Consider the following 13,409-nt stretch of genomic DNA (forward strand, 5'->3'; position numbering starts at 1 on the left):
GTTACCCTCGCCTGTTTTATTTTATCTTATTGGATGGACATCTGGCTGGCATATCCCACTCTGAAGCCACCCCAATGCTTGCCATTAACCCAGATTGGCACTGAAAGGTCATGCATTACCTCGCCAGTGTCACGCTTATAAGTCTGGAGCAAAAACAGATTCTGATTGCTGCCGCAGCGTGACCCTGTGCGATCGTCGAAGATACGCTTGGTACGATTGTTCACCAGGTCTTTGTGGTAGTCACCACTCAGAGGCTGAGCGAATTTTTTGTTATGAGTCGGGAAGTAGCCATTATCATCGACAGCACCAGCATATGCGATGAAGGCGTTACGCTGTAATATCGGCTCTTGGATGTCAGGTAATAGCTCATCAGTAAAGGCATCGAAATCTGTGGAAAATTTCTTGGGATTTGTCCCGGGAATATCACGATATTCGCGGCTGAAGAGGGCGTCGTGTGAGATTTTTCCGCTGGCAATTGCTTGTTCAAATAGTTGACCAATCGCCTCAGCGGCACTGAACGCTTCAGCTTTAACCGTGTCGTGCGGTTCACCTAAATTACCACTACCGAAAGATTCGAAAATGCTCTCTGCGGATTCTGATAGACCGGATGACTTATCAGCAATGGAAGCAACTTCGTTCTCAGTTTCCTGATAGTGGGCTGAAGTTTGTCCGATGATTCCGGAAATATGCTGAATATGCCCGGTATTATCGTTCATGTTTTCGACCAGCGCATTGACGGCATGTTGTATGTTGTCGGCGCGTTTGTTGATTTCAATGAGATGATCATTCAGCTCACGCGTCATACTTACACCCTCATCAATGACTTTGATCAGGTTGCTACTGTTGTCTGCTGCGAGTTTCACTTCCTGATTGATTTGGGCGACGGTGGTGCCGATCTGCTCGGTCGCATCTGATGTCTTCCCAGCCAGAGCACGCACTTCGTCAGCGACCACGGCAAATCCTCGACCCTGTTCACCAGCTCGTGCAGCCTCGATGGCAGCATTTAATGCCAGCAGATTGGTTTGCTCTGCAATATCATTAATGATGCTTGTTACCTTGCTGATGTTTTCAGATTTGGCTTCAAGATTGGAAATAAGTTCTGCATTGCTCTGCACCTGATCGCGGGTCTCTTCCATTTTCGGAATCGTACGGTTGATGGCCTCGCTGCCTGCGCGGTTAATCTCCATGGCTTCATTGGTTGCACGCGCGGCTTCTCGTGTCTGCTCCAGCATTTCTTCCATAGTGTTAGATATCCGACCCGTGCTGTGGACTATCTGCTCACTGTCTTTTGCCTCGTCGTGAATTCGTTTTTGCAGCTTGTCTGCCGCATATGACATTTCAGCTGCGGATATGGCGATATGGCCACCGTTTTCTGCGAGGTCCTGTTGTACTTTTCTTGCTGAAGCCAGATAGCTGTTGATGTCTTGAGTCGCATCGTTCAGCCAATTCGCGGTTGGTTTGATATCGTGTCTGTCGCCTTTTATCGAAGCGTTCAGGTTCGATATGAGATCTGTTGTTGGTTTAAGTACCAGCCTGAATTGGAGGAGGGCAGTCACAGAAGTCGCAACAATTGCGCTCAGTATGAAGGCCAGCGTTGGCTCTGAGCCTGCTCCATGAGTTACAAAACCCATAACGATGCCCGCCAAGATGCCGGCCAGTATTGATCCAGCTATCAAACGTGAACTAGAAACCATAGAGAACTCTCCGCTTTGTCCTCTTTGAAGAATAGCCCATGTGGCCTGAAAGGATATTTATGAGGAGGCGGTATATAAGAAAGTCAGGTTAACCTGAGGATCTGGTTGATCTGCTGCTTAGAAGACGTTGGGGAAGATAACCATTGAATGGTGCCGAAGGGGAGACTCGAACTCCCACGGGCGTTAGCCCACTGCGACCTGAACACAGCGTGTCTACCAATTCCACCACTTCGGCAAAAGGGTGTGACGACATCGTCGTCTACAGCGCCATCAACACGGTAGGTTGTTGATGGTGCCCAGGGGGAGACTCGAACTCCCACGAGCGTAAGCTCACTGCGACCTGAACACAGCGTGTCTACCAATTCCACCACCTGGGCAAAACAAGATTCTTCTTGCGAAGATTCTTCACTGACCGAAAGATCCGTTGGTACTGAAATATTGGTACCAGAGGCCGGACTCGAACCGGCACACCCGAAGGCGGGGGATTTTGAATCCCCTGCGTCTACCAATTTCGCCACTCTGGCAAATCAGTATCGGTCAGTGGCCGCGTATATTACTCAGTATTTTCCGAACGTCAACAATTTTTTCTAAGTATTTCCTTAACTTAGGAAATTATCTCGGGTAACCTTGCGTCCGGTTTTACGCGCATACTCCGCCCGCTATCCTCAGGCCTAATGAATGAAAACGAGTGACTTCAGCTTCGAGCTTCCTGATCACCTGATTGCCCGACATCCTGCTGCTGAACGCAGTGCTTCGCGGTTGCTGGTATTTGATCCGCAGCAACAACAGATAGACGACCGCATCTTTCGCGATATCGAGTCCCTTATCGAGCCGGGTGACCTGTTGGTGTTCAATAACACCCGGGTGATTCCAGCGCGTCTGTTTGGTGAAAAGGCGTCGGGCGGTAAGCTGGAAGCTCTGATTGAACGCGTTGTTTCTGAACATGACGTTCTGGCGCATCTTCGTAGTTCGCGCTCTCCGAAACCGGGACAGCTGATTTCTCTCGGCGGCGAAGATGCAGAGGTGGTTGGCCGCGAGGGAGCCTTGTTTCATCTGCGCTTCACTTCTGAGCGCCCAGTACTGGATATCCTTGAAGACGTCGGACACATGCCTTTGCCTCCTTATATGGAGCGGGAAGATGCTGAAGAAGATCGCGAGCGTTATCAGACGGTGTATGCAGAGAAGCCAGGCGCCGTAGCTGCGCCGACGGCCGGTCTGCACTTTGATGACGGCCTGCTTGAGCGCCTGACAGCGAAGGGAGTGAACTTTGCGTTTGTGACCCTGCACGTCGGTGCCGGTACCTTTCAGCCCGTGAAAGTCGATAACATTCACGAGCATCATATGCATTCAGAGTACATTGAAGTTCCTGAAGATGTTGTCGAGGCTGTCAGGGCGACAAGGGCGGCGGGTAAGCGTGTTATTGCAGTCGGTACGACCTCGGTGCGAAGTCTTGAGTCGGCCAGTCGCAGCGGGGCAATCGAAACGTTTCAGGGAGACTCGGATATTTTTATCTACCCCGGATACGAATTCCGCAGTGTTGATGCCATGATCACGAATTTCCATTTGCCTGAATCGACTCTGATTATGTTGGTGTCTGCGTTTGCCGGTCGTGAAGGAACGCTTGCTGCCTATGACCATGCGGTAGCCAATGAATATCGTTTTTACAGTTATGGTGACGCTATGTTTATGCCGTGTCGCCTGCACCAATCAAGCGGGAGCTGATTATGACTCGTGAATGCTTTATGCAGTTTGAACTGCATGGCACGGATACGCCGAAAGACGAGGGTGGCAGCTTTGCGCGTCGCGGCACCATCACGTTTCCCCGAGGAAAGGTAGAGACGCCTGCTTTCATGCCTGTTGGAACCTATGGTTCAGTCAAAGGCCTGAACCCTGAGCAGGTCGAGGCGCTGGGTGCTCACATTATTCTGGGTAACACCTTTCACCTGATGTTACGTCCCGGCACCGAGATAATTAAGGCGCATGGCGATCTGCATGATTTCATCGGCTGGGATAAGCCTATTCTCACTGACTCCGGCGGTTTTCAGGTGTTCAGCCTTGGCGATATGCGTAAAATCACAGAAGAGGGCGTTACCTTTGCTTCGCCGGTAAACGGTGACAAGGTTCTGATGACGCCGGAAAGCTCAATGGAAGTTCAACGCGACCTCGGTTCAGATGTCGTCATGATTTTTGATGAGTGTACGCCTTACCCGGCAACGACTCAGGAGGCCGCAGACTCCATGCGTATGTCTCTGCGTTGGGCTCAGCGCTCAAAAGACGCGCATGGCGATAACCCATCCGCGTTGTTCGGCATTATTCAGGGCGGTATGTATGAGGACCTGCGGGACGAATCTTTGCAGGGGCTGATGGATATCGGCTTCGATGGCTATGCGATCGGTGGCCTTAGCGTCGGTGAACCTAAAGACGACATGATGCGTATCCTGCGCCATACCGCACCTCAGATGCCAGAAGACAAACCACGCTACCTGATGGGCGTTGGCAAACCGGAAGATCTCGTGGAAGGTGTGCGCAGGGGCGTTGATATGTTCGACTGCGTTATGCCAACCAGGAATGCGCGCAACGGGCACCTTTTTACACACAATGGGGTTGTAAAACTCAGGAATGCCGCCAATAAGACTGATACTGGTCCTATCGATGCTGAATGCGATTGCTACACCTGTAAAAACTACAGTCGCGCGTATCTGCATCACCTCGACAAGTGCGGTGAAATTCTTGGTGCAACGCTCAATACCATACATAACCTGCATTACTATCAGACTCTGATGGCCGGTTTGCGCAGTGCTCTTGAAGAAGGTACATTTGCCGCATTCGTTTCAGACTTCTACGCTCGCCGCGGCCGGGAAGTGCCGCCGCTGGATACACCGGAAGGCTGAGACCACAACGATTTTAATTACAGGCGATGCCTGAACATTGGGAGTAAATTTGAATGAAAGCTTTAATGGCGCTGTTTGCTGTTGTTCCTGCAACTGCTTTTGCTGAGGCCGCACCTCAGCCTGCAATGGGCGATGCCTTTTCCTGGGTATTCCTGCTCGGCTTTGCAGCGATCTTCTACTTTATGCTGTGGCGTCCACAGGCAAAACGTCAGAAAGAACACAAAAACCTGATCGAAGGTCTGGCGAAAAACGACGAAGTCGTTACCGCCGGCGGCATGCTCGGTAAAGTGACCAAAGTGACTGAAGAGTTCGCTGTCATTGAAGTGGCTGACGGTGTCCAGTTCCCTGTCCAGAAAGTTGCTGTCACTGCAGTACTTCCTAAAGGCACTATCAAAGAAGTAAAAGCCTGACCAATCCCTGTAACGGCCTCTTCAGAGGCCGTTTTTTATGCTGAAGGAATAGGGCAGTTGTATGCTCAATAAATATCCACTGTGGAAAAACCTCCTCATTCTTGTGGTGGTTGCACTGGCGTTCATCTACGCCGCCCCTAATCTCTACCCACCTGACGCAGCAATTCAGGTAACGCCAGCGCGCGCTGGTGCTGAAATGTCGTCTGCCACCCTGAATAACGTTCGCGAAGCATTGGATGACGCGGGGATCAGTTATTTTGGCGAAGAAGTAAATGGCAGCACCGCGCTGCTGAGACTCGAATCCTCTGACGCACAGCTCCCTGCAAAATCAGCCATCCAGCGTAAGCTGGGGGATGAGTTTGTAGTTGCTCTGAACCTCGCACCGACAACGCCGGACTGGCTGGTCAATCTTGGTGCTGGCCCTATGACGCTGGGCCTTGACCTGAGTGGCGGTGTTCACTTCCTGATGGAAGTCGATATGGATGAGTATGTCTCCGGGCGTATCACGAACTACCGTGAAGACCTGAGAACCAGCCTGCGTCAGGAAGATATTAAATATCGTCGGGTTGTTGTTGAAGGCACTAAGGTTCGACTGAGCTTCCGCCAGGAAGCTTTGCGCAGCGAGGCCCGAACTTTTATTAATCGCAATTACCCTGGTGAATTCCTTCCTCAGGAAGAAGAGGTCGATGGCAACTTCGACCTGATCCTGATGCTCACTGAGCAGAAAGTCCGTGATTTCGAAGACTATGCTCTTAAACAGAACCTCATGACGCTGCGCAACCGTGTTAACGAACTTGGTGTTGCTGAGCCACTGGTTCAGCGTCAGGGCCGCAACCGAATTGTGGTTGAGCTGCCGGGCGTGCAGGACACAGCTGAGGCCAAGAAAATTCTGGGTAAGGCTGCGAATCTTGAATTCCGCCTTGAAGCAGAACCGGGTGCCAGCCGCTTTGCGACGGAAGAATATAGTTTCCGTGACAACCAGAACCGCACTGCGCGTCTTGAGAAAAAAGTCATTACAACAGGTGACAGCGTCACCAATGCCAGCTCTGGCTTTGATGAGAACAGCTTCCCTCAGGTAAATATCAGTCTCGACAGCAAAGGCGCTGCGCGTATGACGCAGGTGACCAAGAAAGCGGTTCAGCGTCGTATGGCTGTGCTGTTTGTCGAGCGTAAACCGAAGACAACCTACGAGATGGTCGATGGCGTAGAGCAGCCTAAGACGATTCAGGTTGTCGAGAAATCGATCATCTCTCTTGCCACGATTCAAAGCGTCCTGGGCAGTAGCTTCCGTATCACCGGGCTGCAGTCCGCTGAAGCGAATGAGTTGGCATTGCTGCTTCGTTCCGGTGCGCTTGCTGCACCGATGGATTTTGTTGAAGAGCGGACGGTAGGTCCAAGCCTGGGTGCTGAAAACATCGAAATGGGCGCACGCTCTGTGATGGCAGGCCTTGCTCTGGTTCTGATTGCCATGCTCGTGTTCTACCGCGCGTTTGGTTTTATCGCGAATATTGCTCTTGCGGTGAACCTTGTTCTGCTGGTTGCCCTGATGTCGATTATCGGTGCGACCCTCACCTTGCCGGGTATTGCCGGTATCGTTCTGACTGTGGGTATGGCGGTGGATGCGAACGTGCTTATCTTCTCGCGAATACGGGAAGAGCTGAAAAATGGCCGGTCGCCTCAGCAGGCAATTCATGAAGGTTATGACCGTGCCTTCCTGACCATTTTCGACGCCAACCTGACCACGCTGATTGTTGCTGTGATTCTGTTTGCAGTGGGGACTGGTCCGGTTAAAGGGTTCGCCGTCACACTGTCTTTCGGAATCCTGACGTCTATGTTCACTGCGGTCATGGTGACCCGTGCAATGACTAACCTGCTGTACGGTGGTCGCCGTGTAGAGCGCCTGTCGATTGGAGGTAAGGCATGAATACTGTGAACTTTATGCGTTTCCGTCATATTTCGACGGCGATTTCACTAACGTTGCTACTGATTTCGGTCGTTGCTATTGGTATGCGCGGTCTGAACTTCGGTCTCGATTTCACTGGCGGTACGCTGCTTGAAGTGGAATACGAAACCCCAGTTCCTCTCTCTGAGGTGAAATCGGTCCTTGATACCGCAGGCTACCGTGATGTTGTCGTGCAGAACTTCGGTTCTGAGACCGATGTTCTGGTTCGTATGTCTGAGTCCTTCCGTGATGACCTGGGTAACGAAGTTCTCGGGTTGTTGCAGACGAATGTCGAAGATAATTCACTGACATTGCTGCGTAGCGAATTTGTCGGCGCAAGTGTTGGTGAGGAGTTGCGTGATCAGGGCGGTATCGCCATGCTGGTGGCGCTTTTCGTCGTAATGGCCTACGTCGCATTCCGCTTTCAGTGGAAGTTTTCACTCGGTGCGGTCATGGCCTTGTTCCATGATGTTCTTATCATTGTTGGTATGTTTGCGCTCTTCCAGTGGGAGTTTGATCTTAATGTACTGGCAGCCTTGCTCGCCGTTATCGGTTACTCGCTGAACGACACCATTGTTGTCTCTGACCGGATACGTGAGAACTTCCGTATGATGCGTATCGGGTCTCCGGCTGAGATCATCAATGAATCACTGACCCAGACACTGGGGCGGACATTGATGACCTCCTTGACGACCATTCTTGTGCTGCTTGCGCTCTTGTTCCTGGGTGGGGATATCATCCATAACTTTGCATTAGCGCTCACGATCGGTGTTGGCGTAGGTACCTACTCATCCATCTATATCGCAGCGAACCTGCTGCTGGCATTCAATGTCAGTCGCGAAGACCTGCTACCGCCAGAGCTAGAAGAAGAGGGTGACGAGGCTCCTTAGTTTCGGTTTACTATCTTCGGAATGAATAAGAGCGGCCCAGCCGCTCTTGTTGTTCTATCGGTCAGATACTCATACGTCTGTTTTAGACGTACTGTTGTAACGGCGTACGCCATTCATGACTGGCGCGTTGCATTTTACGCCATTTGAATGGTATCAATATGTAACTGGATGGCATGGGGGTGTCCCGGGTAGGGTCGGAACATAAGCTTCGGGATGGAGCAAAACAGGACGTTTGCGGCAAAACTTGTGTCATTAAGGGACAGTTAGTCGGATTTGTCTTTATAACAATAATGAAAGCGGTATGCTGCCGCATTGCTGATTCTCTACTGACCTTTTGGGGGCAAAAGCCAGTGAGCCATCATAATCAGCTATCAGAAGAATAATGAAGGAAGCAGAATGAACGTCAGAACCTTGTTTGCCACTCTGTTTGGTCTTTTGTTTCTGTCGTCCGCAACACTCACTTATGCGGCTGACGATCTCGAATCCCGACGAAACGCAAAGCTCGAAGCAACAGTAATGAACCCCAATCTGCCGCTTGAGAAGCGCATACGTGCGCTCAAGAAATTGCAGAAGGATGAAATGGTTAACGGCCGTATCCTGAGGACGTTCTGTGTCTGGGACCCGCTGGGTAAAACTGGTCCGATTTCCTCGACTGTTGAAGATCAGAAGTTGCGTTCTCTTCATTATGGAATGGACCTCACTGTTATAACTTATCAGGATGAATCTGAGCTTGTCGAGGCGCTTCGCAGCGGCGAAGAATGTGATGCCGCCCTGATTCGTGGTGTTGCTGCAATGGAATTCAACCGTTTTGCTGGCACCATTGAGTCGGTTGGTGGTTTGCAGAGTCGCCAGCAGGTTCAACTGCTGATGCAGGTGATTGCGAATCCGCGCATGGCACAGCGCCTCGGCGATGATAATTACGTTGTACTCGGCCTGGCTACTCTGGGTTCCTCTTTCCGTTACAGTGCCGATCGTAGTAACCGTTCACTCGCCAGCTTTAAAGGCAAAAAGATAGCAACCGAGTCGTTTGACCCCGGGATGGCTCGGCTGACCGAAGCCTTCGGTGCTGATGCTGTGGTCGGCGATATGATGAGCAACGTTCAGAAATACGCCGACAATGAAGTTGCGGGCATGATGTCGCCGATTGTTGCTTATCTGGTGATGGGTAGTGGTCAGATTTCTGGTGACGTCGCCATCCTCGATACGCCTGTCGCTCAATCAACCATTCAGTTGGTTGGCCGTACGGAAAAGTTTCCTCCGGGGCTTGCTCAGATTCTGCGTGAAGACTTCCTCTTCAAGTTCGATAACTATGCACGTCGCGTTGATAACGAAATGGCGCTTGTTCCAGAGTCTTTCTGGGCAAAAGACAGTGCTCAGGATATCGCTGCACTGGAAAAGCATTCTCTGGATGTTCGTCTCAAACTCCGTGAGGAAGGGTATTACGATCCGGCAATGCTCAGGCTGCAACGCAAGATTCGTTGTAAGTTTGACCCTTCCCGTAGCGAGTGCAGTAATCCGAAGGAGTAATCCTGATGTTGTGTGTACAAGCGAACAAAAGGCAGCTCAGGCTGCCTTTTTTAATAATTAACCGTTCTCAGAGCAAAAATGTTCTCGACTGTGCTCTGTTAATTCAAGCACGGCAGAGTGACTGTGACGCCGTTCAGCAACGATGGCGTAGAAGGCTTGCTGTAGTTCTGGGACAGTACCTGCAACGTTGACGTCGTAGCGACGACAGATCTCTTCTGTGATGACTTCCGGCGCAAAAAAGAACCCATGTCCTTCACTGCCAAACGCTTTAAGCAGTGCCGAGTCATCGAATTCTCCGGCAATTCGCATCGAAATTCCCTGGCGTTTGAGCCAGCTCAGCAGGTTTGTTCGCATCGTCGATGAAGAGCCGGTCGGTATCAGAAGCGGTGCATCCACGAGACACTCCGGAAATGACTTGCCCTCCAGCAAGCGACCATTAGCAAAGCACGCAAGCCGGCTGGCACCAAGCTCATGGCTGAAGCAGCGTATGTTCATGCCCGGTGGCACGGGGCTATCGGCCAGCACGACATCAAGTCTGTGCACCGCCAGTTCGCCCAGAAGTGTGATCATCTGCTCTTCTCGGCATATCAGCTTCATCTGTGGATTCTTGGCGATGATAGGGGCAAGCAGCTGGTGAGTAATTGACTTGGGCAGGGCGTCTACGATGCCCACCCTGAGCTCTTCCGGGCGTGTAGTCAACCCCTGCTGCATGACTTCCTGCATCTCTTCGCCTAAGCGGAATATGTCTTTGCAGTATTCGTATGCCAGGTGGCCCGCGTCGGTCAGTTCGACGTTACGACCATTGCGGCGCAGTAACGCTTCGCCCAGATCGTCTTCGAGTAATTTGAGCTGCCCACTTATGGTTTGCGGTGTGATAGCAAGGCGGTCTGCAGCCGCCTGAATGCTACCGCTTTCTGCGACCGCGAAAAAATAGTGCAGGTGCTTATAGTTGAGTCTGTGCATACTTCGTAAAAACCGATATATCATATATAGTTAATACGAATATTATTGTTGTAAAACGCGTCATACAATACGTAAATCAAAAAAGGAGTGAGACTATGAAACGTCCCGATTATCTGAATTCAGAAAACAACGAGCCGGTTGCACGTAGCATACCGGTTGATCAGTATCAGGCTGGTACCGGTGGCAACACCTTTGCACCTGATGCACAAAAAGTACTGCGTAACACCTACGCGCTTCTGGCCATGACGCTGGTATTCAGTGCCGCTATGGCGGGTGTCTCTATGGCAGTGAACGCGCCTTCTTTGGGTTTGCTGACTCTGGTTGTAGCTATCGGTCTTATGTTTGCTATTCATAAAACAGCTAACAGCGTTGCTGGTATTGCGCTGACCTTCGTTTTTACTGGCTTCATGGGCTTTACCCTTGGGCCAATGTTGAACATGGTTGCTGGCATGCAAAGCGGTGGCGCGACCATTGGCCTTTCGTTGGGCGGCACGGGCGTAACCTTCCTGCTGATGTCCGCATTTGGTATGTCTACTAAGCGAGACCTGTCTGGTTGGGGCAAGACTCTGTTTGCAGGCTTTATCGTAGCCATCATTGGTGGCGTGGTCGGATACTTGTTTAACATCCCGGCTCTCTCGCTGGCTATCTCTGCGATTGTCATTCCGCTGAGTGCTGCACTGATCAGCTATGAAACAAACAGCATCGTGCGTGGTGGCCAGACTAACTACGTTCTTGCGACAGTCAGTCTGTATGTCGCGATCTACAACCTGTTTGCGAACCTCCTTGTTCTGTTGGGCGTATTCGGCTCAGACGATTGATAACACTCTGACTCTCTGTGCTCATGAGGGTGTGCCGCAGGCCTGAGGTCTGCGGCTTTTTTGTTTCTGGGCTAAGCTGAATGTATGAAGATACTCCTGTTTTTAGTCTTGGCTTCCGTATACAGCGCCGCGGTCTTGGCTCTGCCCGTGTGCTCAGACCGTGACGCAAAGGCCGCGTCAGACGAAAAAGCCCTCAGCTACTTTCGTAAGCAAGGCGAAATCTTCCATCCCGCCCGTGTTCTCAAGAAACACAACACGAGTCGCCATAAAGAAGTTGCGAGCTATGTGAAGTTTGGCGAAAAGCGCTACAGCATTTTCACTTTGGTAGACACAGACTGCTACGCCAGATTCATCAAACGCACCCGACAAGGTGACTAACGCGCTTCCTCATCTACGAGCAGCTTCTCATTCGCTGGGGTTACTGATAACTTATACTTAAGTTATACAAAGGCTAGGGTGAGACTATGATTCAATTCCAGAAACTGAATAAACGAGATCCCATAGAAAAGGTCATTATTGTGTCGCTTGATCTTGCTCTTTATCAGGTGAATGTCCTGGTTGATGGACAAGAACTGCTGGTCTCTGACAAGAAAGGAAAACCATTGCGCGCCCGAAATACCCTCGAAATTGAAGCTCTATTCGAAGGCTACAACGTCAAGGATATGGTGTTGCGGCATGAAAGCGCCTACGACGAGATGGTGAATCAGCCCACGCGACAGGGAAGCAACCGGATGGAGGTGCCGCTGGGGCGCAATGGCCTGGGTTTTGCTGCGAACGATAGCGAGTAGATCTTTCCTTTCAGGCCGCGTGAGCTAGGCCTTTAATTGCGGGTATCTCGTATGCGTGCGTTATTTTCACTGATAGACGGCTCTGATTTATCGGTCCGGAAAAGGGAGCTGGTTGCTATAGTGTGAATCTATTTCGACGTTAACATGCCCGCGACACTGATCACGTTCATGGCCACTTCAACGATACGCTTATTGCTGTCCATCGCTGCCTGACGAAGGTGGCGATAGGCTTCCTCTTCCGTGATCCCTTTCGACTGGATCAGCAAGCCTTTCGCCTTATCAATCAGCTTACGTTCATCGAGTGCTTGGCGAGCTTCAGCAAGTTCGCTGCTGATGCGTTGTAAGCGCTCCGCCTGTCCCTGAACAAGGTCGGATATAGAACGCGCCAGTTTCACGTTAACACCGGGTGTCAGGTTGCTATCCGAATTTAACGTCGATTCAGGCAGCAAGCCTAATGGAGACTCGGGTGGCTCACTGACTTCTGCCAGATCCTTCAGGTGTTCCCGGTGGAGCCTCAGGTCTTCTTCGGCAGAATTAATTTTGGTTTCACAGAGTTTCATCAGGTCGCCGGTCATATCGAGTTCGATGCTCTGCATTTCATCAATACGGCGTGTCGCTACCTCATACCAGACTTCACTGATGGAGGTCGGCAAGGCATCATCAGCACGATAGCGCTCAATCATCTTACGCAGACGTTCCAGTTCAGCCGTTGCCTCACAGCTCTCAAGTTGATGCCAGCGCGCTTTAGGAACACTGGCAGAGAATTCGGTGAAAATACCGAAGCAGCGTTCCTGCGCATCGAGTAGCTCGTGCACTTTATCTTGAAGGGCATTGCTGAAGCTCCCACTGGTGAAGCCGATTAATCCCATCGCACGTTCCTGGCCCGCATATTCTTTACCTTGAACAAAGTTAAAGAGCGCAACCAGCGCGCGCGTGATCTCCGGGTCATCGGCGATATCAGCCGCTTCAAATATCACCGTCAGCAGCCCAGTAATCAAGCGGCTGTAAAGTGCGGTGTTCTCAGTGGCCGACACTTTGCGCGCGGTTACCTGTGCTCGCAGTGCGTCTATTCCTTCAAGGCATTGAATAACAAACGCCAGACTACTCAATAGTCGGGTTGAGTGGGAGAGAGAGTCGCTTTCACTGAGTTCCGTAAGCGTCTGCCGGAACTGCTTCTGGGCAATGCCGGTGACTTCGAGTTCATCGGCTCGCTGCTGCGCGTAGCGCTGTCCGTCGGACACAAGATAAATGTTGGACAGACCACGTTCACGCTGAAGTTCGTGAATGAGTTCCGTTACCCGACCCACCAGGCGGCAATTCACCTGCAGTTGTTGAAGCGCTGCAATTTCAGCGTGTTTGGCGGCGAGCAGAAAGTCTTCGGAGGTGGTCAGTTGAGGCATGAATCTGAATGAATCCTGATAGTTTGTGGGGATGATACGCTTCAGAGGGGGGAAGTTGAATTATCCTGTGGCCGAAAAGATGACAA

12 protein-coding genes and 3 tRNA genes are annotated in these 13,409 nt (G+C 51.2%); 9 read left to right on the forward strand and 6 right to left on the reverse strand.

What is annotated here, in order from left to right:
- Window positions 1–26: 26 nt before the first annotated feature.
- The 4 genes from B3007_RS04025 to B3007_RS04040 form a co-directional block, all read right to left on the reverse strand.
- Window positions 27–1,631: a methyl-accepting chemotaxis protein gene (locus B3007_RS04025; RefSeq protein ID WP_301378364.1), complete on the reverse strand. Its 1,605-nt coding sequence runs from the start codon at window positions 1,629–1,631 to the stop codon at window positions 27–29.
- A 211-nt stretch (window positions 1,632–1,842) separates the two neighbouring features.
- A tRNA-Leu gene (locus B3007_RS04030) sits at window positions 1,843–1,929 on the reverse strand.
- A gap of 55 nt (window positions 1,930–1,984) precedes the next feature.
- Window positions 1,985–2,071: transfer RNA gene (locus B3007_RS04035), tRNA-Leu, on the reverse strand.
- 62 nt (window positions 2,072–2,133) lie between these two features.
- Window positions 2,134–2,218 (reverse strand) — tRNA-Leu (locus B3007_RS04040).
- Window positions 2,219–2,372: 154 nt separating this feature from the next.
- Here B3007_RS04040 and queA point away from each other — a divergent pair.
- The 6 genes from queA to B3007_RS04070 all read left to right on the forward strand — a co-directional run bounded on the left by queA (window position 2,373) and on the right by B3007_RS04070 (window position 9,354).
- Window positions 2,373–3,416, forward strand: a complete 1,044-nt coding sequence (queA, locus tag B3007_RS04045) for a tRNA preQ1(34) S-adenosylmethionine ribosyltransferase-isomerase QueA (protein ID WP_297531812.1) — start codon at window positions 2,373–2,375, stop codon at window positions 3,414–3,416.
- A 2-nt stretch (window positions 3,417–3,418) separates the two neighbouring features.
- A complete protein-coding gene (gene tgt, locus B3007_RS04050; protein ID WP_297531810.1) occupies window positions 3,419–4,585 on the forward strand; it encodes a tRNA guanosine(34) transglycosylase Tgt in 1,167 nt (388 codons plus the stop codon).
- 53 nt (window positions 4,586–4,638) lie between these two features.
- Complete coding sequence (yajC, locus tag B3007_RS04055; RefSeq protein WP_139325749.1) at window positions 4,639–4,995, forward strand: preprotein translocase subunit YajC; 357 nt, start codon at window positions 4,639–4,641, stop codon at window positions 4,993–4,995.
- Between the two features lie 61 nt (window positions 4,996–5,056).
- Window positions 5,057–6,919, forward strand: coding sequence for a protein translocase subunit SecD (gene secD / locus B3007_RS04060; protein ID WP_297531806.1), 1,863 nt, complete (start codon window positions 5,057–5,059; stop codon window positions 6,917–6,919).
- Window positions 6,916–7,827, forward strand: coding sequence for a protein translocase subunit SecF (gene secF / locus B3007_RS04065; RefSeq protein WP_297531804.1), 912 nt, complete (start codon window positions 6,916–6,918; stop codon window positions 7,825–7,827). The genes secD and secF overlap by 4 nt, the downstream gene beginning before the upstream one ends.
- A gap of 396 nt (window positions 7,828–8,223) precedes the next feature.
- Window positions 8,224–9,354, forward strand: a complete 1,131-nt coding sequence (locus B3007_RS04070; protein ID WP_301378367.1) for a putative solute-binding protein — start codon at window positions 8,224–8,226, stop codon at window positions 9,352–9,354.
- A gap of 57 nt (window positions 9,355–9,411) precedes the next feature.
- On the opposite strand, the gene nhaR is transcribed toward B3007_RS04070, so the two are convergent.
- Entirely contained in the window at window positions 9,412–10,317 is a 906-nt protein-coding gene (gene nhaR, locus B3007_RS04075) for a transcriptional activator NhaR (protein ID WP_068435934.1), read from the reverse strand.
- Window positions 10,318–10,412: 95 nt separating this feature from the next.
- Between nhaR and B3007_RS04080 the strand changes: the two genes are divergently transcribed.
- From B3007_RS04080 to B3007_RS04090, 3 genes are all read left to right on the forward strand, one after another.
- Entirely contained in the window at window positions 10,413–11,135 is a 723-nt protein-coding gene (locus B3007_RS04080; RefSeq protein ID WP_301378370.1) for a Bax inhibitor-1/YccA family protein, read from the forward strand.
- Between the two features lie 84 nt (window positions 11,136–11,219).
- Window positions 11,220–11,513, forward strand: coding sequence for a hypothetical protein (locus B3007_RS04085; RefSeq protein ID WP_297531797.1), 294 nt, complete (start codon window positions 11,220–11,222; stop codon window positions 11,511–11,513).
- A gap of 86 nt (window positions 11,514–11,599) precedes the next feature.
- Window positions 11,600–11,923 carry a DUF6482 family protein gene (locus tag B3007_RS04090; RefSeq protein ID WP_068435937.1) on the forward strand — a complete coding sequence of 108 codons (324 nt, stop codon included), beginning with the start codon at window positions 11,600–11,602 and terminating at the stop codon, window positions 11,921–11,923.
- A gap of 128 nt (window positions 11,924–12,051) precedes the next feature.
- Here the strand turns inward: B3007_RS04090 and B3007_RS04095 are convergent, their stop codons facing one another.
- Window positions 12,052–13,323 carry a nitrate regulatory protein gene (locus B3007_RS04095; RefSeq protein ID WP_068435939.1) on the reverse strand — a complete coding sequence of 424 codons (1,272 nt, stop codon included), beginning with the start codon at window positions 13,321–13,323 and terminating at the stop codon, window positions 12,052–12,054.
- Window positions 13,324–13,409: the final 86 nt, after the last annotated feature.

This window comes from Thalassolituus sp. UBA675 (genome assembly GCF_002297765.1).
Lineage (GTDB): Bacteria > Pseudomonadota > Gammaproteobacteria > Pseudomonadales > Oceanobacteraceae > Thalassolituus.